The sequence below is a fragment of the Bradyrhizobium semiaridum genome, assembly GCF_020329505.1.
Taxonomy (GTDB): domain Bacteria; phylum Pseudomonadota; class Alphaproteobacteria; order Rhizobiales; family Xanthobacteraceae; genus Bradyrhizobium; species Bradyrhizobium semiaridum.
Genome location: NZ_JAGKJJ010000004.1, coordinates 55,680 through 80,735, shown reverse-complemented (window position 1 = coordinate 80,735; position 25,056 = coordinate 55,680). Strand labels below are relative to the sequence as shown.

The 25,056-nt window shown below is 65.7% G+C and carries 17 protein-coding genes; 9 read left to right on the top strand and 8 right to left on the bottom strand.

Annotation, left to right across the window (positions count from 1 at the left end; all coding sequences use genetic code 11):
* Position 1: 1 nt before the first annotated feature.
* From J6500_RS06580 to J6500_RS06570, 3 genes are all read right to left on the bottom strand, one after another.
* Positions 2-3,109 carry an MdtB/MuxB family multidrug efflux RND transporter permease subunit gene (locus tag J6500_RS06580; protein ID WP_225711878.1) on the bottom strand — a complete coding sequence of 1,036 codons (3,108 nt, stop codon included), beginning with the start codon at positions 3,107-3,109 and terminating at the stop codon, positions 2-4.
* The gene (locus tag J6500_RS06575; RefSeq protein WP_225711877.1) at positions 3,106-4,320 is read right to left on the bottom strand and encodes an MdtA/MuxA family multidrug efflux RND transporter periplasmic adaptor subunit; all 1,215 of its coding nucleotides are present in this window, start codon (positions 4,318-4,320) and stop codon (positions 3,106-3,108) included. The genes J6500_RS06580 and J6500_RS06575 overlap by 4 nt, the downstream gene beginning before the upstream one ends.
* A 269-nt stretch (positions 4,321-4,589) precedes the next feature.
* On the bottom strand, positions 4,590-6,035 hold the full coding sequence (locus J6500_RS06570) for a DASS family sodium-coupled anion symporter (protein ID WP_225711876.1): 1,446 nt from the start codon (positions 6,033-6,035) through the stop codon (positions 4,590-4,592).
* Between the two features lie 214 nt (positions 6,036-6,249).
* Here J6500_RS06570 and aat point away from each other — a divergent pair, with 214 nt between their 5' ends.
* A complete protein-coding gene (gene aat / locus J6500_RS06565) occupies positions 6,250-6,930 on the top strand; it encodes a leucyl/phenylalanyl-tRNA--protein transferase (RefSeq protein ID WP_225711875.1) in 681 nt (226 codons plus the stop codon).
* A gap of 100 nt (positions 6,931-7,030) precedes the next feature.
* Here aat and J6500_RS06560 read toward each other — a convergent pair whose 3' ends face one another.
* On the bottom strand, positions 7,031-8,059 hold the full coding sequence (locus J6500_RS06560) for a DUF2155 domain-containing protein (protein WP_283842891.1): 1,029 nt from the start codon (positions 8,057-8,059) through the stop codon (positions 7,031-7,033).
* A 236-nt stretch (positions 8,060-8,295) separates the two neighbouring features.
* Between J6500_RS06560 and J6500_RS06555 the strand changes: the two genes are divergently transcribed.
* From J6500_RS06555 to J6500_RS06545, 3 genes are all read left to right on the top strand, one after another.
* Complete coding sequence (locus J6500_RS06555) at positions 8,296-9,075, top strand: SDR family NAD(P)-dependent oxidoreductase (protein ID WP_225711873.1); 780 nt, start codon at positions 8,296-8,298, stop codon at positions 9,073-9,075.
* 24 nt (positions 9,076-9,099) lie between these two features.
* Positions 9,100-10,041: a LipP1 family hormone-sensitive lipase gene (lipP1, locus tag J6500_RS06550; RefSeq protein ID WP_225711872.1), complete on the top strand. Its 942-nt coding sequence runs from the start codon at positions 9,100-9,102 to the stop codon at positions 10,039-10,041.
* A gap of 106 nt (positions 10,042-10,147) precedes the next feature.
* Positions 10,148-11,383: an SLC13 family permease gene (locus tag J6500_RS06545; protein ID WP_376707765.1), complete on the top strand. Its 1,236-nt coding sequence runs from the start codon at positions 10,148-10,150 to the stop codon at positions 11,381-11,383.
* Positions 11,384-11,523: 140 nt separating this feature from the next.
* Here J6500_RS06545 and J6500_RS06540 read toward each other — a convergent pair whose 3' ends face one another.
* Positions 11,524-12,462, bottom strand: coding sequence for a GlxA family transcriptional regulator (locus J6500_RS06540; protein ID WP_225711870.1), 939 nt, complete (start codon positions 12,460-12,462; stop codon positions 11,524-11,526).
* A 111-nt stretch (positions 12,463-12,573) separates the two neighbouring features.
* Between J6500_RS06540 and J6500_RS06535 the strand changes: the two genes are divergently transcribed.
* A complete protein-coding gene (locus J6500_RS06535) occupies positions 12,574-13,260 on the top strand; it encodes a DJ-1/PfpI family protein (protein WP_225711869.1) in 687 nt (228 codons plus the stop codon).
* A gap of 373 nt (positions 13,261-13,633) precedes the next feature.
* Here J6500_RS06535 and J6500_RS06530 read toward each other — a convergent pair whose 3' ends face one another.
* Entirely contained in the window at positions 13,634-14,044 is a 411-nt protein-coding gene (locus J6500_RS06530) for an NADH:ubiquinone oxidoreductase subunit NDUFA12 (protein ID WP_225711868.1), read from the bottom strand.
* Between the two features lie 227 nt (positions 14,045-14,271).
* Here J6500_RS06530 and J6500_RS06525 point away from each other — a divergent pair, with 227 nt between their 5' ends.
* The 3 genes from J6500_RS06525 to J6500_RS06515 all read left to right on the top strand — a co-directional run bounded on the left by J6500_RS06525 (position 14,272) and on the right by J6500_RS06515 (position 17,957).
* Entirely contained in the window at positions 14,272-14,907 is a 636-nt protein-coding gene (locus J6500_RS06525) for a BA14K family protein (protein ID WP_225711867.1), read from the top strand.
* 388 nt (positions 14,908-15,295) lie between these two features.
* Positions 15,296-15,700, top strand: a complete 405-nt coding sequence (locus tag J6500_RS06520; protein ID WP_225711866.1) for a response regulator — start codon at positions 15,296-15,298, stop codon at positions 15,698-15,700.
* A gap of 19 nt (positions 15,701-15,719) precedes the next feature.
* Positions 15,720-17,957, top strand: coding sequence for a CHASE3 domain-containing protein (locus J6500_RS06515; RefSeq protein ID WP_225711865.1), 2,238 nt, complete (start codon positions 15,720-15,722; stop codon positions 17,955-17,957).
* A gap of 39 nt (positions 17,958-17,996) precedes the next feature.
* Here the strand turns inward: J6500_RS06515 and J6500_RS06510 are convergent, their stop codons facing one another.
* Together J6500_RS06510 and J6500_RS06505 are read right to left on the bottom strand one after the other, a co-directional pair.
* Positions 17,997-19,322 (bottom strand): VpsF family polysaccharide biosynthesis protein, encoded by a 1,326-nt coding sequence (locus tag J6500_RS06510; RefSeq protein WP_225711864.1) that lies wholly within the window; start codon positions 19,320-19,322, stop codon positions 17,997-17,999.
* A 225-nt stretch (positions 19,323-19,547) separates the two neighbouring features.
* Positions 19,548-20,441, bottom strand: a complete 894-nt coding sequence (locus tag J6500_RS06505; protein WP_225711863.1) for a DMT family transporter — start codon at positions 20,439-20,441, stop codon at positions 19,548-19,550.
* A gap of 813 nt (positions 20,442-21,254) precedes the next feature.
* Here J6500_RS06505 and J6500_RS06500 point away from each other — a divergent pair.
* Positions 21,255-25,028, top strand: a complete 3,774-nt coding sequence (locus tag J6500_RS06500) for a vitamin B12-dependent ribonucleotide reductase (protein WP_225711862.1) — start codon at positions 21,255-21,257, stop codon at positions 25,026-25,028.
* Positions 25,029-25,056 lie beyond the last annotated feature (28 nt).

The following is a 25,056-nucleotide window of genomic DNA, read 5'->3' as shown; positions in this document are numbered from 1 at the left end:
CTCAGCGCGACCCGCTCGCCTCGCCGACCTCGCCCCCTCGCCCGGCAAAGCGCAGCGCGAGCCGGCCGAACCAGAGATAGATCACCGGCGTCGTGAACAGGGTGAGCAACTGGCTCACCAGGAGGCCGCCGACGATGGAGATGCCGAGCGGATGACGCAGCTCGGATCCGGCGCCGGTGCCGATCATCAGCGGCAGCGCGCCGAGCACCGCGGCCATCGTCGTCATGATGATCGGTCGGAAGCGCAGCAGGCAGGCCTGGTAGATCGCCTCGCGCGGCGGCTTGCCCTCGTTGCGCTCGGCATCGAGCGCGAAGTCGATCATCATGATCGCGTTCTTCTTGACGATGCCGATCAGCAGGATGATGCCGATGATCGCAACGATGGTCAGATCCTGCTTCGCCAGCATCAGCGCCAGCAACGCGCCGATCCCGGCCGAGGGCAGTGTCGAGAGAATGGTCAGCGGATGGATGAAGCTCTCATAGAGCACGCCCAACACGATATAGACCGTGATGATCGCGGCCAGGATCAGGAACAGCTGGTTGGAGAGCGAGGACTGGAACGCCAGCGCCGCCCCCTGGAAACTGGTGATGATGCCGAGCGGCTGGCCGATCTCAAGCTGAGCCTGCTTGATCGCGGTGACCGCCTCGCCGAGCGAGGCGCCTGGCGCCAGATTGAAGGAGACCGTTGCCGACGGGAACTGGCCGAGATGCGAGACCTGCAGCGGCGCGGTCTCGATCCGCATCTTCGCCATTACCGAGAGCGGCACCGGCGTCGTGCCCACCGATGACGGCAGATAGATCGAGTCCAGCGAATCCAGCGATTTCTGCAGCGACGGATCGGCCTCCAGGATGACACGGTACTGGTTCGAATTGGTGAACACAGTCGAGACGATACGCTGGCCGTAGGAATCGTACAGCGCGTTGTCGATCGTCGCCGGCGTGATGCCGAACCGCGCCGCCTGGTCGCGGTCGATGTCGACGAACACCGACAGGCCTTGCGCCGAGATGTCGCTCGAGACGTCGCTGAGCAGATGCGATTCACGCAATTTGTCGACCAGTTTCGGCGTCCACTCCGCCAGCTCGTTCGGATCGGCATCCTGCAGGATGAACTGGTACTGCGTCCGGCTCACCGTGCCCTCGATCGTGAGGTCCTGGACCGGCTGCATGTAGAGCGTGATGCCGGTGAGGTGCGTCGTGCTCGCCTTGATCCGCTCCATCACGGTGGCGATATCGTCCTTGCGCTGCTCATGCGGCTTCAGGTTGATCAGGATGCGGCCGCTGTTGAGCGTGGTGTTGGTGCCGTCGACGCCGATAAAGGACGACAGGCTCTGCACCTCCGGGTCTTTCCGGATCGCGCTCGCGAGCTGCTGCTGGCGTTCGGCCATCGCAGCATAGGACACCGACTGCGGCGCCTCCGAGATCGCCTGGATCACGCCGGTGTCCTGCAACGGGAAGAAGCCCTTGGGGATCAGGACGTAGAGCCACGCCGTAAGGCCGAACGTCGCCAGCGCGATCAGCAGCACCAGCGTCTGCCGGTCCAGCACCCAGTTGAGCATCCGGCCGTAGATCGCGATGACGTGGTCGAACCCTTCCCGGCTCAGCCGCTGCAGCGCGTTTTCGCGCACCGTGCCTTCCGGCTTCAAGAGCTTCGCGCAGGTCATTGGCACCAACGTCAGCGACACCACCGCCGAGATCAGGATGGTGACCGAGAGCGTGATCGCGAATTCGCGGAACAGACGCCCGACCACGTCGCCCATGAACAGCAGCGGGATCAGCACCGCGATCAGCGACACCGTCAGCGAGATGATGGTGAAGCCGATCTGCTCGGAGCCGCGCAGCGCCGCATCAAGCGGCGACTCGCCCTCCTCGATGTAGCGCGAGATGTTCTCGATTACGACGATGGCGTCGTCGACCACGAAGCCGGTCGCGATGGTGAGCGCCATCAGCGACAAATTGTTCAGGCTGAAACCGAACAGGTACATCGCCCCCAGCGTGCCGACCAGCGACAGCGGCACCGACAGGCTCGGGATCAAGGTGGCGCGGGTCGAGCGCAGGAACACGAAGATGACAAGCACGACGAGGATCACCGCGAGCGTCAGCTCGTACTCGACGTCGCGCACCGAGGCGCGGATCGTCACAGTGCGGTCGGTCAGGATGTTGAGGTCGATCGCGGCCGGCAGCGTCGCCTGCAGCTGTGGCAGCAGGTCCTTGATGCCCTGCACCACCGAGATGACGTTGGCGCCGGGCTGGCGCTGGATGTTGAGGATGATCGCCGGGGTCTCGTTCATCCAGGCGCCGAGCTTGTCGTTCTGCGCGCCGTCGACGATGTTGCCGACGTCGCTGAGGCGGACCGGCGAGCCGTTCTTGTAGGCGATGATCAGCGAGCGGTAGTCGCTGGCGTTGCGGATCTGGTCGTTGGCGTTGATCGTGTAAGCGCGCATCGCGCCGTCGAAATTGCCCTTCGGCGTGTTGACGTTGGCGTTGCCGAGCGTGGTGCGGAGATCGTCGATGTTGAGGCCATACGCCGCGAGCTTGCGGATGTCGGCCTGGATGCGCACAGCTGGCCGCTGGCCGCCGCTGATGCTGACGAGGCCGACGCCCGGGAGCTGCGAGATTTTCTGTGCCAGCCGCGTGTCGACGAAATCCTGCACCTGGGTCAGCGGCATGGTCTTCGAGGTCAGGCCGAGGGTCAGGATCGGCGCGTCGGCCGGATTGACCTTGGCGTAGATCGGCGGCGCCGGCAGGTCCGACGGCAGCAAATTGCCGGCGGCATTGATCGCGGCCTGCACTTCCTGCTCGGCGACGTCGAGCGAGATCGACAGGCCGAACTGCAGCGTGATCACCGAGGAGCCCGCCGAGCTCACCGAGCTCATCTGGTTGAGGTTCGGCATCTGGCCGAACTGCACCTCGAGCGGCGCCGTCACCGACGAGGTCATCACGTCCGGGCTCGCACCGGGATAGAAGGTCTGCACCTGGATGGTCGGGTAATCGACCTCCGGCAGCGCCGCGACGGGCAGGAATCTGAACGCCAGCATGCCCGACAGCATGATGGCGATCATGAACAGAGTCGTCGCCACCGGCCGCAGGATGAATGGCCGAGACGGGTTCATTGCTTCGGCCCGTCCTCGGAATGCTTGTGTTTGCCCGCCTTGTCGGGATCGGCCGCCTTGCCGTCATCCTTTGCGGCTCCCTTGTCGGCGCCTTTGGCCGCACCGGCAGCGTTCGCCGCGTCGGCGGGATTGCGCACCACCACCTTGGCGCCCTCGCGCAGCTTGTCGGCGCCGTCGATCACGATGCGATCACCCGGCGCAAGTCCCGAGATCACCTCGACGCGATCGCCTTCGGTGACGCCGAGTTTTACGGGGCGCACCGAGACGGTGCTGTCGGCGTTGACGAGATAGACGAAGGTGCCGGGCACGCCGCGCTGGACACCGGCGGTCGGCATCGTGGTGACGTCCTTGTGGGTGTCGAGCAGCAGGCGGATGTTGACGAACTGATTCGGATAGAGCGTGCGCTTGTCGTTCTCGAACTGCGCGCGCAGCTTGATCGTGCCGGTGGTCGGATCGATCTGGCTGTCGAAGGTCTGCAGCGATCCCTCGGCGAGCTTGTTGATGCCGCTGCGGTCATAGGCCGCGGTCGGCAGCACCGCGCCCGCCCTCAGCCGCCTGGCCACCGCCTGCAGGTTGTCTTCCGGCAGCGTGAACAGCACGCTGATCGGCTCGAGCTGCGTGATGACGACGAGGCCATTGGAGTCGCCGGGCGTGACGTAGTTGCCCTGATCGACCTGACGCAATCCGACGCGGCCATTGATCGGCGACACGATGCGGCAGTACGCCAGGTTGACCTCGGCGGACTGAACGGACGCGCGATCGGCCTCGACCGTGCCCTGATACTGCGCAACCAGTGCGACCTGGGTATCGAGCGTCTGGCGCGGCACCGCATTCTGCCTGGCGAGGCCCTCGTAGCGAGTGAGATCGACCTGCGCGCCCTTCAGCTGCGCCTCGTCGCGCGCCAGCTGTCCCTTGGCCTGCGCCAGCGTCGCCTCATAGGGCCGCGGATCGATCTGGGCGATCAAGTCCCCCTTCTTGACCTCGTCGCCCTCCTTGAAATCGATCCTCTGCAGATAGCCGCTGATCTGGCTCTTGATCGTTACCGTCGCGAGCGAGGTCACGGTGCCGAGCGCGTTCAGCGTCACGCCGATGTCACCTTTGGCGACGGTCTCCGGCACGATCGACATCGGCGCGCTGTTGCGCCCGCCGCCGGCCTGCTGCGGCGCGCCTTGCTGCCGCGTCCACCAGACGACGCCGGCGAGCAACAGCAAGACGATGAGTGTCGTGAGAATCGTGCGACTGCGCGACGTTCGCCCGCTCTGCTCGGGTGCGACAATCGACGGGTCTCTTACCTGCTGGTCCATAACTTGCCCACGAGGAACACGGAGGAGCTCGCGCGGCTCTGTATATCCCAAGTCTGCGCGTGCGCCACACTCGAACGCGCATTTTGATCGCTCCGATCGACAAAGCGCGTTAACAATCGGAAAGGATGGTGACTGCTCCGCCACCAATCAATGGCGCGCGCCGGAGTGTTGTTAAGTTATCCGATCGCCTGTAACCAGGGCAACACAATCAGCAACAAACCGGCAAAGTAGATCGCGCCAAAGATCAGCCCGAATTTCCAGAAATCGCCTTTGCCGATGTAGCCGCTGCCGTAATACATCGGCGCCGGTCCCGTGGCGTAAGGCGAGATCACGCCCATCAGTCCGAGCGAGTAGACGCAAAGCAGCATCAGCGTCGCGATCGACAGGCCGGGAATGCTGGAGCCAACTGCGAGCACCACCGGCAACACGGCCGCGGTATGCGAGGTGATGCTCGAGAAGAAATAGTGGATCCAGAAGAAGAACGAGACGAGCAGGATCATGCCGATCATCGGCGAGGTACCGGAGAGCGGCCGTGCGTAACCTTCGGCCACCCATTTGATGAAGCCGATCTCGTTCAGGCCTGACGACAATGTCAGCAGCGAAGTGAAGTAGAAGAACACCTCCCATGCGCTCTTCTCGGCGACGATGTCCTCGAACGCGATCACGCCGGTGACCAGCATCAATGAGATCACCACGAACACGACGGTGGTGGCGTTGATGAAGTTGGAGCCGAGCAGCGGCAGGCTGATGTTGGGGTTGGAGCCGCAAATCCAGAAGAACATCGCCAGCAGCACCAGCGCCGCCATGATCCATTCGTGGCGCGACGGCGGTCCCATCTTGGCAAGCTCGTCCCGGCTCCAGGCCACGATCTCCGGGCTCTCCTTGATCTCGGGCCGGCAGATTGCGTAGCTGAGCAGCGGCACCAGGATCAGCAGGAGGATGCCGAGCGGCGCGAAGCCGATGAACCATTGCGACCAGCTGACCTCGACATTGACGAGCTTCTTGGCGATCGAGAGCGCGGCGGCGTTCGGCGCCAGCGCGGTCAGGAACGTCGAGCTGGTCACCGCGGTCGTCGCGAACGCCGTCCACATCACGAAGGTGCCGATCTTGCCGGCGGTCGGACCGGGCTCGGAGCCGTAGATGCGCGGGATGTTGCTGACGATCGGATAGACCGTGCCGCCGCTGCGCGCGGTGTTCGACGGTGTCGCCGGCGCCAGCACGAGATCGGAGAACGCCACCGCATAGCCGAGCCCGATGGTGCGGCGGCCGAGCGCCTTCACCAAAAGCAGCGCAAGGCGGCGGCCGAGGCCGCTCTTGCGATAGCCGATCGAGAACACGAAGGCGCCGACGATCAGCCACACCGTGCTCTCGGAAAAGCCCGCCAGCATCCAGCGCAGCGATTTGTTCGGATCCGGCTCGACATAGCCGCCGACGCCGGCGACCGTGAGGCCGATCAGGCCAACGGCACCGACCGGCATCGATTCGAGGATCAGGCCGGTGATCACGGCGGCGAACACCGCAAAATAGTGCCACTGATTGGCGTTCAGCCCCGATGGCACCGGGATCAGATAGATCACGAGCCAGACTGCCAGCGGCGCAAACGTCCTCCATGACAGCTTCATGCAGCGTCCCCCCTTGGTCTTGATTGTCGGCGCGCCATCACCGGGTCCGGGTGCCGCCATCTTTTCGTTGCAATCTAGCACGGTTGCAGCCTGGCACGACAAGCTGCCAGGAGGAGCATCGCCTGTGGAGGAACCGGACGTGCCCCGTCAACACCGCGCGACCGTTCGCGGCGGCCCATCGCGCTGCGGCCCGCGCTTTGCTATCCTCCATCCCATGACATCACGCGACTCCGCCTCCGCCGAGATCACGCCCGAGGTGCTGCTGCGCGCCTATGCCTGCGGCATCTTCCCGATGGCGGAGAGCGCCGACGATCCGACCCTGTTCTGGGTCGAACCGGAATTGCGCGGCGTGATTCCGCTCGACGGCTTTCGTGTCGCCTCGCGGCTTGCGCGCACCGTGCGCTCGGATGCGTTCACCGTCACCGTCGACACGGCGTTCAAGGCTGTGATCGCGGGCTGCGCTGCGCCGCAGCCGGGCCGCGACGACACCTGGATCAACAAACGCATCCGCGATCTCTATGTCGGCCTGCATTCGCTCGGCCATTGCCACAGCGTCGAGGTCTGGCGGGACGGCGATCTGGTTGGTGGGCTCTACGGCGTCAGTCTCGGCCGTGCGTATTTCGGCGAGAGCATGTTCCACACCGCGCGCGACGCCTCGAAGGTCGCGCTGGTGCACCTGGTGGCGCGTTTGATCGCCGGCGGCTTCGAGCTGCTCGATACGCAATACGTCACCGAGCATCTCAAGACGTTCGGTGCGGTCGAGATCCCGCGCCGCCGCTATCGAGCCCTGCTCGACAAAGCGATCACGGGGGTGCCGGCGGATTTTGGCAAGCTCGATACGACGAAGCCGGTCAGCGGCGCGGAGGCGCTCGCGATCATCGCGGCACGAGGTTGATCTCGTAGTCCGGATGGAGCGCAGCGCAATCCGGGGCAGGTCCATCCGCGGAGAAGCTTCCCCGGATTACGCCTTCGCTTCATCCGGGCTACGCGACTCGCTAATTCCCGAACAATCCGCCGAACAAGCCGCCGGGGCGCTGCTGTTGCGGCGGCGGGGGTGGCGGCTGCTGCTGGAATTGCGGCTGCGGTGGCGGCGCCGGACGCGGCGCGGCCTGCTTCGCCGCGCGCTTCTGGGCCGGTGGCGGCGGAGGTGGCGGCGTCACCTGCTTGGCCGGATCAGGCGCTGCGGTGACGATGGTCTGGTCCGGCATTTTGCAGTCGGTCAGCCAGATATCGTAGATCGGATGCTCGACACCATGCAGGCCGGGGCTGGCCGCGAACATCCAGCCCGAGAAGATCCGCTTCACCTCGCCCTGCAGCGTGATCTCGTCGACCTCGACGAACGCATCCGTGTTGGCGGCTTCGGTCGAGGGGCGCGTGTAGCACGCGTCGGTCTTTACGCGCAGTGCGCCGAACTGCACCGTCTCGCCGATATCCTCGTCGAAATTGATGATACGCCCGGTGATCTTGTCGAGGCCGGAGAAGCTCGCCTTCTTGTTGGTGATCTTGGTCGACGGCGGCTCCTGCACCACCTCGTCGCCCGGTTGCAACGCCGCCGGCTGCTGCGGCGGCGGCTGCGGCGCGCCCTGTTGCGGCGTTCCACGGGGCTGACGCTGCCCCGGCGGCAGGCCGGGCAGCGGGTTCGCACCTGGCGGCGCGGTGGCAACGCCGGGGCCGCCGGGCTGCGGCGGCTGCACGGCGACGCCGGGCTGTGTTCCCTGCGGCGCGACGGTGGTGCCTGGCGGCGGCGCCAGAGGCTGCGACTGCACGCTGCCCGGCGGCGCCACGGCCTGGGCCGGCGGCAAGCGGGTCGGCGGCGGCAGCAGCCGGCCGCGCGGCAGCTCGGGCACCTCCTCGTCGTCGTCGCTGGGCGGTGCCACCTGCCCGCCACGTGGGATCGCTCCCGGCGGGCGCGGCGCGGGATCGGAAAAGATCGTGCCGATCTGCGCGCGCGCGGGCGGCGCAAGCGAGACGGTTGAGGCGGCGACCAGGGCCGCTATGCCAGTCAGGGCAAGGGTTCGAAACATCTCGCGCGGCTTCAAGAGGCGATTCGGGCTCGCGACAGTGTACCTTGATATCGGCCGCTCGCAGGCCATCGGTTAACACGCCGAATGCGGCGGCGAAAGGGCGGTTTCTGGCCGGTCCCCGGCCACTGGTCAGGCCCGGGAACACGTGGAATAGTCCCTGGCGATCCCGCGCGCAGCCTTGCTGCGAAAATCAGGAAGAATCCGGCGCACAACCGGATCAGCAGAGGAAACCCAACATGCCCGATCGGATCAGGCTCGACGGCCGGGTCGCCGTCGTCACCGGAGCTGCCGGTGTCATCGGTACCGCCACGCTCCACCTGCTCGCCGAGCGCGGTGCGCGAATTGTCGCAGTCGACCGCCGCGAGGCCGACCTCAAATCCGCGATCAAGGACCTGCCCGCCTCGGCCGAGGCGCTCGCAATCGCAGCCGACGTCACTGCCGAGGACGAGGTCAAGGACTATGTCCGCGCCGCGGTCGACCGGTTCGGGACCATCGATGTGTTCTACAACAACGCCGGCATCGAGGGCGACATCAAGCCGATCCCGGACTATCCGCTGGAGAGCTTTCGCCGGGTGCTCGACGTCAACGTGGTCGGTGTTTTCCTCGGCATGAAATACGTGCTGCCGGTGATGCTGAAGCAGAACAAGGGCAGCATCATCAACACCGCCTCGATCGCCGGCCTGATGGGATCGCCGATGATCGCGGTCTACAGCGCCAGCAAGCACGCGGTGATCGGGCTCACCAAGAGCGCGGCCTGGGAATGCACCGGCACCGGCGTGCGGATCAATTGCGTCTGCCCCGGCATGATCGACAGCCGCATGCTGAGCACGATCCTGCAGGGACGTAGCGGCGGCAACGCGCCGCCGCCGATCGAGAAGATCGTCGACCGAATTCCCGCGCGCCGCCTCGGCCTCGCCACCGAGGTCGCGTCCATCGTCGCGTTCCTCGCCTCCGATGAAGCGAGCTACGTCTCCGGCTCGGCCTACACCGTCGATGGCGGCCGCACGGCTGCCTGATCCAATCGAAAGAAGGTTCTCCCTATGCCCGTCGTTCTCGATCCCGATGCCGCCGCCGTCTACAAGGCGTTCCAGGAAGCCGGCCGCCCCGCCTATGAAACGCTGACCGCGCCGGAAGCGCGCGAGTTCTACCGGGCCGCCCGCATCGTCAGCAATCCCGAGCCGCCCGCGCTCGAATCGAGCAAGCCGATTGCGATCCCGGCGCCCCACGGCGACATTCCGGCGCGCATCTACACGCCGAAGACCTTGCGCAAGAAGGACGGCCTCGCGCCCTGCCTCGTCTTCCTTCATGGCGGCGGCTGGGTGATCGGCGACCTCGATACCCATGAGGTGGTCTGCCAGAAGCTCGCGCATGAGGGCGAGTTGATCGTGATCTCCGTCGACTACCGCCTCGCCCCCGAGCACCGCTTCCCCGCCGCGGTCGATGACGCCGTGACCGCAACGGAATGGATCGCGGCCAATGCGAAGGAGCTCGGCGTCGATGCCGCGCGCATCGTGGTCGGCGGCGACAGCGCCGGCGGCAACCTCGCGGCCGTGGTCGCGCTCACCGCGCGCGATGGCGGGCCGAAGCTCGCCGGCCAACTCCTGATCTATCCCGCGACCGAATTCGCACGGACCCACGCCTCGCACCGCGAGCCGGAGACCAGCGTCTTGCTGACCCATTCGGTGATCCCCTGGTTCGCCGCGCATTATCTCGGCGATGCCGACGGCAGCGACTGGCGCGCCTCGCCGGCGCGCGCGAAAAGCCTGGCCGGCCTGCCGCCGGCCTATGTGCTGACCGCCGGCGCCGATCCCCTGCGCGACGAAGGCGATGAATACGCGAAGCTGCTCAGGGATGCCGGAGTGGCCGTCACATACCGCCACTTCCCCGGCCAGTTCCATGGCTTCTTCACCATGGGCAAGCTGCTCAACCAGGCCAATGTCGCGGTCACCGAAATCAGCGCGTGGCTGAAGACGCTGGGCTAGACGCGGACTCTCCGGCGCAGCCACGTTGCGGCGATTGTCTGTCTTGCAGTCGATGCCTGCCTTGCGATAGGCCGGGGCGCGCACCGCGCGCGTCCCAGCCACGACCATCGAGACCGCCTTGTTCACGCCCATTGCCGTCTACGGCATCCCGCTAGATTTCATCCTGTTCGGACTGACGCTGATCGGCGTCGCCGTATTCCATCATCACACGCTGTCGGTGGCGCTGACCGGGCTTGCGGCGATCGTCGCCTACAAGCTGCTGTTCGCGGGCTTTGCGAAATTCGGCACGGGCCTGCCCGGCCTGCTGCACCAGATGGAGCATGAATGGGTCACGCTCGCGAACCTGTTCCTGCTGCTGATGGGATTTGCGCTGCTGTCGCGGCATTTCGAGGAGAGCCGCCTCCCCGACGAGATGCCGGCGCTGCTGCCCGATGACTGGAAGGGCGGCGTGTTGCTGCTCGTGATCGTGTTCGTGTTGTCCGCCTTCCTCGACAATATCGCGGCGGCGCTGATCGGCGGCACCGTCGCCCGGCACGTGTTCCGCGGCCGCGTCCATATCGGCTATCTCGCCGCCATCGTCGCCGCGTCGAACGCCGGCGGCTCCGGCAGCGTGGTCGGCGACACCACGACGACCATGATGTGGATCGACGGCATCAGCCCGCTCACGGTCGTGGAGGCCTATGTCGCCGCCGCCGTTGCGATGCTCGTGTTTGCAGTGCCGGCCTCACTGCAGCAGCATCGCTATTCTCCCATCGTGAAGGATGCGCCGGCCGGTCTGAAGATCGACTGGGCACGGGTCGCGATCGTCGCCATGATCCTGCTTGCCGCGCTGGCCGCCAATGTGACGGCAAATCTGAAATTCCCCGCGCTGCTCGATGCCGTGCCCGTGCTCGGCCTCGCGGTCTGGGCCGCAATCCTACTCACCTCCGCGTTACGGCGGCCCGACTGGTCGGTGATGCCGGAGACGTTCAAGGGCACGCTATTCCTGCTCGCGCTGGTGACGGCGGCCGCGATGATGCCGGTGGAAAAACTGCCCGCCGCATCCTGGCAGACCGCGCTCGGCCTCGGCTTCGTCTCGGCGGTGTTCGACAACATCCCGCTGACCGCGCTGGCGCTCAAGCAGGGCGGCTACGACTGGGGGTTCCTCGCCTACACCGTCGGCTTCGGCGGATCGATGATCTGGTTCGGCTCGTCCGCCGGGGTTGCGATCTCCAACATGTATCCGGAGGCCAAGTCGGTGGGACGATGGGTCACCCAGGGCTGGCCGATCGCGGCGGCCTATGTCGCCGGGTTCTTCATGATGCTGGCGTTGCTTGGCTGGCATCCCGACGCGCCGCATTGAGCCTCGTCATTGCGCGACGAAGCAATCCATCGCTCAGCGCACGCGGCGGGTGGATTGCTTCGCGGAGCCTGTCATCCGGCGGCGCTTCGCGCCGACCGGGTGGCTCGCAATGACGTGGAGGGCCTGCACCAACCCCGAAATCAGCCCGCCCTCGCCGCCCTGCGCAGCGACTGCGGCGGCTGGCCGAAGGCGCGGATGAAGGCGCGGCGCATCCGCTCCGGATCGCGGAAGCCGGTGAGCTCGGCGACGCGCTCGATCGGCTCGCCCGACGACTGCACGCGCTGCCGCGCCACCTCGGTGCGCAGCCGCTCGACCGCCTTCGACGGCGTCGTGCCGGTCTCCGCGATGAAGGCGCGGGTGAAATGCCGCGAGCTCATGCCGGCCTTGTCGGCGAGATCTTCCACCGTCAGCGGCGCGTCGAGATGCTCGCGCGCCCAGGCCAGCAGCGGCCCGAAGCGGCCGTTCGGCGTCTTCAGCTCCAGCAGCGACGAGAACTGCGACTGGCCGCCGCTGCGCCGGTGATAGAGCACGAGCTGCCGCGCCGTCTGCTGCGCGATCTCGTCGCCGTAGTCCTCGGTGATCATCGCCAGCGCGAGGTCGATGCCGGCGGTGATGCCGGCCGAGCTCCAGATGTTGCCGTCGCGGACGAAGATCTGGTCGGGCTCGAGCTTGATCTTCGGATAGGTCTTCACGAAATGCGGCGTGCGCTGCCAATGCGTGGTGGCGCGGCGGCCGTCGAGCAGGCCCGCCTCGGCGAGCACATAGGCGCCCGAGCAGACACTGGCGACGCGGATGCCGCGGTCCGCCATGCGCCGCACGAACGATAGCGTCGCCGGACAGCTCGCCGGCGTTCTCACGCCATTGCCACCCGCGATGATCAGCGTCGTGATCGCCGCCGACGGCTTGAACCCACGCGCCAGCATCTCCACGCCGGACGAGCTGCGCACCGGTCCGGCCTTCGCCGCGATCGTCTTGATGTCGGGCGCGTTGCCCGCGAAGCGCGCGGCGATCTCGAACGCGGCGATCGGGCCTGCCGCGTCGAGCAGCTGGAAGTCGGGAAAGATGAGGAGGCCGATCATCGCCAAATCCACGCAAGCGGCACCATGTCCTTTAATGAGGGAAATACGCCATTTTGGACAGAAAGCCAAGATGGCATCGTCGTGCCATCAAATGGAAATCGGAGGCTGCCGATGACTGAACCGCTGCAGATTGGATTGCTCGTCTTCCCCAAGGTGACCCAGCTCGACCTCACCGGCCCGCTGCAGGTGTTCTCCTCAGTGCCCGGCGCCAAGGTGCATCTGATCTGGAAGCGCATCGAGCCGGTGCCGACCGATTCCGTCATGGTGCTGACGCCGACCACGACCTTTGCCGATTGCCCGCAGCTCGACGTGATCTGCGTGCCGGGCGGGCTCGGCACCGACGATATGGTCGGCGACGACGAGATGCTCGCCTTCCTGCGCAGGCAGGCCGATGGCGCTAAATACGTCACCTCGGTCTGCACGGGATCGCTGGTGCTGGGCGCGGCGGGCCTGCTGAACGGATACCGCGCTACCACGCATTGGAGCGCGCTCGATTTCCTTGCCGGCTTCGGCGCGATCCCGACCAAGACGCGCGTCTGCGTCGACCGCAACCGCTTCACTGGCGGCGGCGTCACCGCCGGCATCGATTTCGCGCTGACGCTGGTGTCGGAGCTGGTCGACCGCAAGACCGCGGAAGCGATCCAGCTCCGGCTCGAATACAACCCCTCTCCGCCGTTCAATTCGGGTTCTCCCGACACCGCGCCGGGCGAGATCCTCGCCTTCATGAAGGAGCGGATCGCGCCGTCGCAAGCACGTCGCCGCGAGCTGATGGGACGTGCCGCCGCGCGGCTGTCCTGACCCAGCGAACGCGCAAAAGAAAAAGGCCGCCCGGTTTCCCAGGCGGCCCTTCCTGTCTCACGGTGGCCTCACATTAGCGGGCGATTTCAGGACGTCTGCACCGGGGGCCTATCTCCCGGCCGCATCCTACTCGGAGGCCGCTGCTCATCGGGACAGTCGCGATCTGGAGCCCGATCCGACGCGATGGTCTCCCATCTCCGTAAGATGGCCCTATTGAGCCGCGATCCCGCCAAACGTGCAAGCGGCTACAGCTCGCCTACCCCGAGTTGTCCCCGCTGTTACCGTTGTCCACAGGCGCGCGTGCGCACTTGCCTACGAGCGTGCCTTGCACGCGCCTGCATCCGTGGCTGCAACAGAGCCGGATGGATCAGTATCAGTGGCTGGGCGTCCAGGCCTGGTAGTCGCCGGTCGCCTTGGGGCGACGGCCGCTCGCCAGGGTCGAGCCGGACGGGCGATAGGCCTGCGCCGTGCCGGTCAGGTTCGGCAGATGCGGCTTCTCCCACTCCCGTGCCACGTATGTCTGCTCGGTCGGCGGCACATCGGTAGTGTGATGAATCCAGCCGTACCAGCCCGGCGGGATCCGCGAGGCTTCGGCGTAGCCGTTGTAGACCACCCAGCGGCGCTCGAAATGCAGCGTCGGGTCGATCTCCCCACCCTTGGTGCGGTAGTAGCGGTTGCCCTGCTCGTCCTCGCCGACCAGCTCGCCATAGCGGGAGGTCCACAATTGCGTGCCAAAGGTCTGGCTGTTCCACCAGGTGAAGAATTTGAGCAGGAATTGTTTCATGCGCGGGCGGCCGTGGGTTCGAACGTTGGCTCTGATGCCACCTGAATCCGCAAATGTCCAGCCGCCTGCCTGACCACCCTGGTACCCCCTGGTTTGGCGACCAATTGCCGCGGCGGAATGGCCTGTGCGTTCACCAGCCGTACATGCGCCGCCTGACAATCAATATGCGGTACGGAACGTCTGACCCCAGAAACGGTTAGACATTATCCGTTTTCATGGAGTCCAAAATGATCAATCTGAAGCTGTTGAGCACCGCTGCGGCACTGGCGCTTGCGCTGCCTCTGGTGCTGCCGACCGCAAGTCTTGCCCAAGGCCCGGGCCTGCAAAGGATGGGCGGTGGCGGAGGTGGCGGCGGAGCAGTCGCCCGTGGCGGTGGCGGCGGCGGAGCGCATTTCGGCGGCGGCGCAGTTGGTGGCGGCGGAGCGCGCTTCAGCGGCGGCGGCGCCGGTGCTGGCGCGCTGATGCGCCCTGACGTGCCCCGTACGGCCATCGGTGGCGGCGCGGTTGCCGGCGGTGGCCAATGGGCTGGCGGTGGCGGCCGACCCGGTTGGAGCGGCGGCGGCGGTCGCTGGCATGGCGGCGGAGGCTGGCACCATCATCGCGGCGGCGGGTTCTGGCCCGGTGCAGTCGCCGGAGCCGTGGTTGGCGGCGCGCTCGCCTCAGGCGCGTATTATGGTTCAGGCTATTACGGCTACGGCCCGGGCTACTATGACGACAGCTACGGCTATTACGATGAGCCGAGCGTCGCCGTTGAAGCGGTGCCGGGCGGCGATGCGAGCTACTGCGCGCAGCGCTACAGGTCCTACGATCCGGCTTCGGGCACCTATCTCGGCTATGACGGCCTGAGGCATCCCTGCCCGTAAGAAGACCGCAAGTCCGATCAGCGAAGGGCGGCGCTAGCGCCGCCCTTTTTGACTCCTGTGCCACCTTCATGTCCGTAGCGCCACCGCGATGGCGGCCGGCGCACCGCCATCGCGGCGATGTCGCTCGCCGACAGCGGCTCGCGCAGCATTGCCGCCGCCGCAAGCAGCCGACTACGGGGGCGCGGCCGGCGACGGGAAGTAAGGTCATGGACCTGTCGTGAAAGGGACTGGACAAATGTGGGTGATGTGTCAGGGCTAGCTGGAAATCAGCTTGCCGGCAAATTGCCAATGCACGCTATGATACAGACTTTCGGTCTCGGTTCCGCCTTAATTGCCAGACGGCCAAGCGAGTCGCCGGCACGCGAGGCCAGTTGAAGAGGATGCCATCGTGCCGCGCGTTCTCGTGGTCGACGACGACCCGATGGTATGTGTCGCCATCGAGGTCTGTCTGCAACGCCAGGGCTTCGAGGTCACCGTCGCCGATGGTGGTGAGGCCGGCATGCGCGCGCTGGACGAGTCGCGCTTCGACGTGATGCTGGTCGACGTCTTCATGCCGCATATGCGCGGCTTCGAGGCGATCCGCGTGTTCCACGAGCGCGCCCCCGACATACCCGTGATTGCGATGTCCGGCTACGCCTTCGCCAATGCCGATCGCGCGCCGGACTTCCTGCGGATGACCATCGAGCTCGGCGCCTCCGCGTGCCTGCGCAAGCCGTTCACACCGCAGGCGTTGATCGCTGCCGTCAACGAATGTATTGCGAAGTCTGCTCCGTCCGCGCGTCTTTCAAAATAGTTGTTCGTGCCAATCGTCGATGGCTTCCCAGCGTCTCATTCTCGGCAGTGGCCTGGCGATCCTTCTCGCCATCAGTGCGGCATCGATCGGGCTGGATGTCAAATCGCGCGAGGAGATTGAATCGGTCGAGCGCACGCTCGGCATCCTCAAGCGGGTATCGGACATGCGGCCGCTGCTGCGCGGCGCCGAGAGCGCGGCCCGCGGCTTCGCCCTGACCGCTGATCCGTCCTTTGCCAACGAGTATCGCGAGCAGAGCGCCGCCCTCACCGCGGCTTTCGACGGCCTGATCGCGGCGGTGAGGAACGATCCCGGCGAATCGGGTCTGCTCGCGGACGCGAGAGCCCAGGTCGACCGCGGCATCGCGCTCGGCGCCGAGTTGATCCGGCTGCGCAACGCCGGCGACACCGCCGGCATTGCGGCGCTGACCTCGGGCGGCGAGAGCCGCGCGGTGGTGGAGAAGATCGGCACCGCGCTCGAGCGGCTCGTCGCCGAGGAGCGCCGCCTGCTCGCGGCGCGCACCGCGCAATCCAAGAGCAACGGACGCATGCTGCTGGCGATCGATCTCGCCGGCGTCGTGCTGATCCTGTTGCTGGCGGTCGTGCTGACCTTGGCGACGCGACGCTCGCGCCGCCAGCTGCAGGACTCGCTGAACGCGACCCAGGCCACCAATGCGACGCTCGAGGCCAAGGTGGCCGAGCGCACCAAGGATCTCGGCGCCGCCCTCGAGGAGCTACGCCGCTCCACCTCGGTGATGGAAACCACCTTCCGCAGCATGGCGGAGGCGGTTCTGGTGATCGACACCGCGGGCGCGGTGCTGCTCTCCAATCCGGCCGCCCAGAGAATGCTGCGTTACAAGCCGGGCATGTCGGTGCAGCAGTTGCGCTCGCTCAGCAACGTGTTCCATGCCGACGGCTCGACGCCGATGCTGGCCGACGACATGCCGTCGGCGCACGCGCTGCGCGGCGAGGAGTTCGACGGCCTCGAATTCATCGCCCGCCCGGTGCGCGGCGCGCCGCAGATCCACCTCGTGGTGTCGGGCCGGCCGCTGCGCGACGCCGACGGCAACATCACTGGCGCCGCCCTGATCTATCACGACATCACCGCCTCGCGCGAAACCGAGCACCAGCTGCAGCAGGCGCAGAAGCTCGATGCGATCGGCAAGCTGACCGGAGGCGTCGCGCACGACTTCAACAACATGCTGACGATCATCACCGGCACCACCGAGACGCTGGTCGACAGCCTGCGCGACCGGCCGCAGCTCGCCAAGACCGCCGAGCTGATCGACGGCGCCGCCGAGCGCTGCCGCGAGCTGATCCAGCATCTGCTCGCCTTCGCCCGCCGCCAGCCGCTCGAGCCGCGCATCATCGACGTCAACGCCACCATATCCGACATCGCCAAGCTGCTGCGCCCGACGCTCGGCGAGCAGATCGAGATCAGTTCGGCGCTGTCGCCCGATGTCGCCAAGCTGCATATCGATCCGTCGCAGCTGTCGAACTCGCTGCTCAACATGGCGATCAACGCCCGCGACGCCATGCCCGACGGCGGCAAGCTGCTGTTCGAGACCAGCAATGTCGTGCTCGACGAGGCCTATGCTGCGACCAATCTCGACATCGCGCCCGGCCGCTACGTCCTGATCGCGGTCAGCGACACCGGCACCGGCATGTCGCAGGCGGTGCAGGATAAGGTGTTCGACCCGTTCTTCACCACCAAGGAGGTCGGCAAGGGCACCGGCCTCGGCATGAGCATGGTCTACGGCTTCGTCAAGCAGTCCGGCGGCCACATCAAGATCTACAGCGAGCAAGGCCACGGCACCACGATCAAGCTCTATCTGCCGCCGGCCCGCGGCCAGGTCGAGGCCGAGGCGCCGCCAGCGCCGCCGGCACCGCGCGGCAGCGAGACGATACTGGTCGTGGAGGACGATCCGCTGGTGCGCAACTACGTCACCGCGCAGCTCACCAGCCTCGGCTACAAGACCATCGCCGTTGCCGACGGCCGCGCCGCGCTGGCGCTGGTCGACAAGGGCGAGACGTTCGATCTGTTGTTCACCGACGTCATCATGCCCGGCGGCATGAACGGCCGCCAGCTCGCCGACGAGGTCACGAAGCGGCGGCCCGGCATCAAGGTGCTCTACACCTCGGGCTATACCGAGAACGCGATCGCGCATCACGGCCGGCTCGACGAGGGCGTGCTGCTGCTGGCAAAACCTTATCGCAAGGCGCAACTCGCCAGCATGCTGCAGCAGGCGCTGGGACGATGATATGCCGGCGCCACATCGCCGATTTGAAAGCCGCTTCGTTTAAGTTACGTAATTCCTCGGGACATCTCGCCGACGGAACAGCGTGGTGACCATGACAATGAAGATCGAAAAATTGATGAAGCGGCCCGCGAAGGATCCGAAGGTATTGCAAAGCGCCAGGTAGGTGACGATCGGAAAGATCACCGCAGCTTCGAGGCGCCTGTAGACGTCATACAACAGCAGCAGCAGCCCCGACATCACGAGGGACGCGACCACCACCCCCTGATAGACGCTCATCTGGATGAAGGGATTCTCGACTCCCCACTCCAAACCGAAGGAATAGACTTGCGCCCGCGCATAGTCGGTATTCGCGCCCCACAGAAAATCCGTCCAGTCAAAGGACCATAGCAGCGGCAGCATCAGCACGCGGCTGCGGGCGCTGCCTCCGTCCTCGGTAAAGCGCTCGAGGAACTGATCGAAGAAGCCGGCGTAAGCCAGAACGGAAATGGTCGCGATTCCGACCGGAACGACGGCGATCGCAAGGATCACGCTGAGGCGGGAAACCGGTTTTCCCGCGGTGAACCGCAGCACCTGCCACAGCAAGGCAATGGCGACGATGATCAAGGTCAGCAGAAAGGCGGTCCGGCCGCCGAAGGCCAGCAGCGCCGTCGTTTGCAGGGCGATCATCGGAGCCCGCAGGTTGGGACGCAGCAGCTTGCCGGCGCCGATCAACAGGCTGACGATGTAAGCGCAGGTTACCGTTGCGGCGTGAAGCGGATGACTGAGAAAGGCGGTTGCTCGCGGCTCCAGCGTCGTCATGCCATCCGGCGAGTATGTCATGAGCGGAAAAACGTTGATGCCGGTGACAAGCTCGAAAATACCGAGCACCGCGTTGATCGCGAAAAACCAGTGCAAGAAGCGCTCAAGCCTGTCCATGCCGTCCGGCGGTATGAATGGCAGCAGCATGCAGCACAGAAACAGATGCAGATCGGTGTCGAAATACATCCCGAATCCACTCCGCCCTCCGACGACGATGTTGATCACCGCGAAAGTTGCCGCGAAAAAGAAATAGATCGTTCCGAGCTTCGTCGCGAGATAGTAGCGAGCCAGGTCGGCTTTCTGCGGGTATGAGGCAATGAAAGCCAAGAACACCACGACGACGAAATAGGTCGCGATGTGGATCTTGGTCAGCGGCAATCCGCCGATCGACGAATAGTCATAGCCGACGAGATCGAGAAAGGTCGACGGAACGAACAGCAGAAGAATGTAGGCCGCCAGCAGTTTCTGGATGCCTGGACTTGCAAACGGCAACCTCAGCCTGATCGTCGCGGCGGGCTGCGCCGCACGCAAGAGCGTCGTTTCGTTATCGGCAATACGGCTGCTCACGTTCTTGCCGCCATCGGTTCGGGATCGCGATCGGCCATGACTATTTGGCTTTGCTTCGGTTGTGGTTCAGTAACTCGGGCAGAGCCTGCGCATCACCCCCTTTTGGGGACCGACATGGACGGTACGACACGGACATGGCGCCACCAAGCCAAATATCGCCGGATGATTAATCGCGAAAACGGCCCGCCGGCCACGATGCCACGCCAACGGAAGCGGAACGAAGGGTCAGCGCGTCGCCAGCACGACGCCGGCGAGCGTGAACAAGAGCGCCGCGATCTGCATCGCGCCGAGCGGCTCGTGCAGCGCGACCGCCGACGCCACGACGCCGATCACCGGCACCGCCATGGTGCCGATCGCGGCCACCGAGGCCGGCAGGCGGGCGAGCGCGGCGAACCACGAGACATAGGCGGTGCAGAACTGCACCACGGTGGAATAGACCAGCAGCCACCAGCCGGCCGTCGTCACGCGATCGAGATGCGTGGTCTCGACCAGCAGGCCCACGATCGTGATCGGCACGCAGCCGAGCCCGATCTGCCAGGCCGCCGCCGGGATCGGCGGCAGCAGCACCGGATATTTCTTCGCCAGCACGGTGCCGAGCGCAAAGCCGAACGCGCCGCCGAGCGCCATGATGATGCCGGGCAGCTTCGCCGCGCTCGCGGAAATGCCGTTGCCGCCCATGATCGCGGCAAGCCCGGCAAACGCCATCGCCAGCGCGATGGTGCGCAATAGCGTCGGCCGCTCGCCGAGCACGGGCCAGGCCAGCAGCGAGGCCCAGACCGGCATGGTGTAGGCAATCAGCGCGGCTTCGCTCGCCGGCAGCCAGAGCAGCGCCAGCCCCATCAGCACCATCCAGCCGGTGACGTTGAGCAGCGCATAGAGCACGAGCCGCGGCCACAGCCGGGCTTCGACGGCAAGGCTTTGCGCGCGGATCAGCGCCAGCACCGCCAGCAGCGCGGCACCTATCACCCCGGTGGTGCCGCGCAGGGTCAGCGGCGGCAGCTCACCGAGCAGGAATTTGGTCACCGGCCAGTTGAAGCCCCAGCCCACCGAGGTGATGGCGAGGAACATCAGGCCGGCGGGCGCAATGCGCGCCCGCGCTTGGGGTTTCGAATCTGTCATGGGACCCGGCGGGGTGTGAATCGGCGGCACCTTGCCCGCGATTTTGTCGCCCGACCATCACGGCCGTGACATGCCTGCCCCGTACTTTGCCCGTAGGCCTACGTGAGTCCCGCAGGCGCAATCCGTAGACGGGAAAAATTCGGGGAAAAATTCCTCGGCCTGTGAACAGCGGGGCGAAGCTGTGATCCACAGCCGGCGAAAGATTTTTTGGCTTGGGAATCCCTGAGGACTCACTGATACTTGGCCCGATCACAGGCGCGGCACCGGCCCCTGTTATCCCCCTCTTTCCACCATATTTAGTGTTTGATTCAGAAACTCGTACTAGTTCTTGACGGGCGTCACGGACTTGGCCTAGCTTTCAGCCTGTTCGGCGCGAGTGTGTTTGGGTCCCGCCGGTCGCTCCCACAAGGGTTCCAAAATGACCACTCCGCCAGGCCTTGGGGCCGCGGGTGAAGGGCGTTTCTGCCCTGAATTTGGGCCCAAGTCCGGGGTGCCCAAGTCCGGGGTGCCAAACGGGCCGCCAAGGCTCGGACATCAGAGGCCGGAAACCGGCCCGCATGATGGGTACGCGTGAAGCGTTGGGGCGTTGAATGCGTGAGCCTGGGACGGCCCCCGATTCGTCGGGATCCGCTCAGGGCGTGCCGCCCGCCGGACCGGTGCCACCGGAACCCGCGCGGACGAGAGAAACAGGCCGGATCCACCGGCTGAGCTGCGGATGACGGGAGGCGTGACGCGCGTTCCGGAACCCGCAAGGGATAACATTCCGGCACCGCAAACATGTGGGCCGGGCAGAAGAAGTGACGGGGCTCGACCATGCGAATCGAACGACGCAACACCATCAGCGGCCAATCACCCTACGCCGGGATCAATTTCAGGCTGACCACATCGGAGATTCGCAATCCCGACGGCTCCGTCGTGTTCCGGGCCGAGAATGTCGAAGTGCCGGAGTTCTGGTCGCAGGTCGCCTCCGACGTGCTGGCGCAGAAATATTTCCGCAAGGCCGGCGTCGCCGCGCGCCTGAAGAAGGTCGAGGAAGAGACCGTGCCGTCCTGGCTGTGGCGCTCGGTGCCCGACACCGAGGCCCTTGGCGCCCTGCCCGAGAACGAGCGCATGGTCGGCGAGACCTCGGCCAAGCAGGTGTTCGATCGCCTCGCCGGCTGCTGGACCTATTGGGGCTGGAAGGGCGGCTACTTCTCATCCGAAGAAGACGCCCTCGCCTTCTTCGACGAGCTGCGCTTCCAGCTGGCCAAGCAGATGGTCGCGCCGAACTCGCCGCAGTGGTTCAACACCGGACTTCATTGGGCCTACGGCGTCGATGGTCCCGGCCAGGGCCACTATTACGTCGACTGGAAGACCGGCAAGCTGACGAAGTCGAAGTCGGCCTATGAGCATCCACAGCCGCATGCCTGCTTCATCCAGGGCGTCGGCGACGACCTCGTCAACGAGGGCGGCATCATGGACCTCTGGGTGCGCGAGGCGCGCCTGTTCAAGTACGGCTCCGGCACCGGCTCGAACTTCTCCAGCCTGCGCGGCGAAGGCGAAAAGCTCTCCGGCGGCGGCCGCTCGAGCGGCTTGATGAGCTTCCTGAAGATCGGCGACCGCGCCGCGGGCGCGATCAAGTCGGGCGGCACCACCCGCCGCGCCGCCAAGATGGTGGTGGTCGATGCCGATCATCCCGACATCGAGACCTATATCGACTGGAAGGTGAAGGAGGAGCAGAAGGTCGCGGCGCTGGTCACCGGCTCCAAGATCAACCAGAAGCACCTCAAGGCCGTGATGAAGGCCTGCGTGAACTGCGAAGGTTCGGGCGACGACTGCTTCGACCCCGAGAAGAACCCTGCCCTGCGCCGCGAGATCAAGCTCGCGCGCCGCAACCTCGTGCCCGACAACTACATCAAGCGTGTCATCCAGTTTGCGAAACAGGGCTACAAGGACATCTCGTTCGACACCTACGACACCGACTGGGATTCCGAGGCCTACCTCACCGTCTCCGGCCAGAACTCCAACAATTCGGTGTCGCTGAAGGATGACTTCCTGCGCGCGGTCGAGACCGATGGCGACTGGAATCTGAACGCCCGCACCTCGAAGAAGGTGACGAAGACGCTGAAGGCCCGCGACCTCTGGGAGAAGATCGGCTACGCCGCCTGGGCGAGCGCCGATCCCGGCCTGCACTTCAACACCACGATGAACGACTGGCACACCTGCAAGGCGTCCGGCGACATCCGCGCCTCCAATCCGTGCTCGGAATACATGTTCCTGGACGACACGGCGTGCAACCTCGCCTCCGCCAATCTGCTGACGTTCTACAACACCACCACCAAGCGGTTCGACGTCGAGTCCTACGAGCACCTCTGCCGGCTCTGGACCATCGTGCTGGAAATCTCCGTCATGATGGCCCAGTTCCCGTCGAAGGCGATTGCCGAGCTGTCCTACGAATTCCGCACCCTCGGTCTCGGCTTTGCCAACATCGGCGGCCTGCTCATGACCATGGGCCTGCCCTATGACTCGAAGGAAGGCCGCTCGCTGTGCGGCGCGCTGACCGCCGTGATGACCGGCATCGCCTACAAGACCTCGGCGGAGATGGCGGCCGAGCTCGGCGCCTTCCCCGGCTACAAGAAGAACGCCCAGCACATGCTGCGCGTGATCCGCAACCACCGCCGCGCCGCCCATGGCAACGCGGCCGGTTATGAAGGGCTCTCGGTCAACCCGGTGCCGCTCGATCACGCCTCCTGCCCGCAGGCCGACATCGTCACCCACGCCGTCCACGCCTGGGACGACGCGCTGGCGCTCGGCGAACAGCACGGCTACCGCAACGCCCAGACCACGGTGGTGGCGCCGACCGGCACCATCGGCCTCGTGATGGACTGCGACACCACCGGCATCGAGCCTGACTTCGCGCTGGTGAAGTTCAAGAAGCTGGCCGGCGGCGGCTACTTCAAGATCATCAACCAGGCGGTGCCCGCGGCGCTGCGCGCGCTCGGCTATCGCGAGAGCGAGATCGCGGAGATCGAGGCCTACGCCGTCGGCCACGGCTCGCTGTCGAATGCGCCGGGGATCAACGCCTCGACGCTGAAGGCCAAGGGCTTCACCGATGAGGCGATCGCCAAGGTCGAGAAGGCGCTGCCGACCGCGTTCGACATCAAGTTCGCCTTCAACAAGTGGACCTTCGGCGAGGATTTCATCCGCGACCAGCTCGGTATCGGCGCGGAAGCCATTGCCGCGCCGGGCTTCGACCTGCTCTCGGCGGTCGGCTTCACAAAGCGCGAGATCGAGGCCGCCAACGTGCACATCTGCGGCGCGATGACGGTCGAGGGCGCGCCGCATCTGAAGGCCGAGCACTATCCGGTGTTCGACTGCGCCAATCCCTGCGGCAAAATTGGCAAGCGTTATCTCTCGGTCGAGAGCCACATCCGGATGATGGCGGCTTCGCAGCCGTTCATCTCGGGCGCGATCTCGAAGACCATCAACATGCCGAACGACGCCACGGTGGAGGACTGCAAGTCCGCCTATCTCCTCTCGTGGAAGCTGGCGCTGAAGGCCAACGCGCTGTACCGCGACGGCTCGAAGCTCTCCCAGCCGCTCAACTCACAGCTCATCAGCGACGATGAGGACGAGGACGATGCGGTCGAGGCGCTCTACGAGAAGCCGATGGCGGCGCGCGCCGCCCAGGTCTCGGAGAAGATCGTCGAGAAGCTGGTCGAGCGCATCGTGGTGATGCGCGAGCGCGAGAAGATGCCGGACCGCCGCAAGGGCTACACCCAGAAGGCTGTTGTCGGCGGGCACAAGGTTTACTTGCGCACCGGCGAATATGACGACGGCCGGCTCGGCGAGATATTCATCGACATGCACAAGGAAGGCGCGGCGCTGCGCTCCTTCATCAACAACTTCGCCATCGCGGTCTCGCTGGGCCTGCAATACGGCGTGCCGCTGGAAGAGTATGTCGACGCCTTCACCTTCACCCGCTTCGAACCGGCGGGCCCGGTGCAGGGCAACGACTCGATCAAGTACGCGACCTCGATCCTCGACTACGTCTTCCGCGAGCTCGCGGTCAGCTACATGAGCCGCTTCGACCTCGCCCATGTCGATCCGAACGAGTCCGGCTTCGACGCGCTCGGCAAGGGCGTCGAGGAAGGCAAGGAGCCGGACGAGGCCCCGACGCAGCAGGCGACAAAATACCTGTCGAAGGGCCTGACCCGCTCGCGCACCGACAACCTCGTCGTCATGCGCGGCGGCACCACCGCGGTCAGCGCGAACTCGGACGCCGCCCCCGCCGGCGGCAACCGCGTGACGTCGCTGGCCTCGCACAGCCCCACCGCCCGCGGCGTCTCCGACACCATCGAGGGCGCAGTCGCCTTAAAGCAGGAAGTCAGCCACGACCTCTCGCCGACGGAAAAGCTGGAGGCGATGAAGTGGAGCAAGGCAGGCACGGCGGCAGCCGCGGCGCCGAGCAAGGCCGAGCGGAGAGCCGAGGCGAAGGCCAAGGGCTACGAGGGCGAGATGTGCTCGGAGTGCGGCAACTTCACGCTGGTAAGGAACGGCACGTGCATGAAGTGCGATACGTGCGGAAGTACGACGGGGTGTTCGTGAGGAAACTCTCTATTTGTAGGTCAAATCA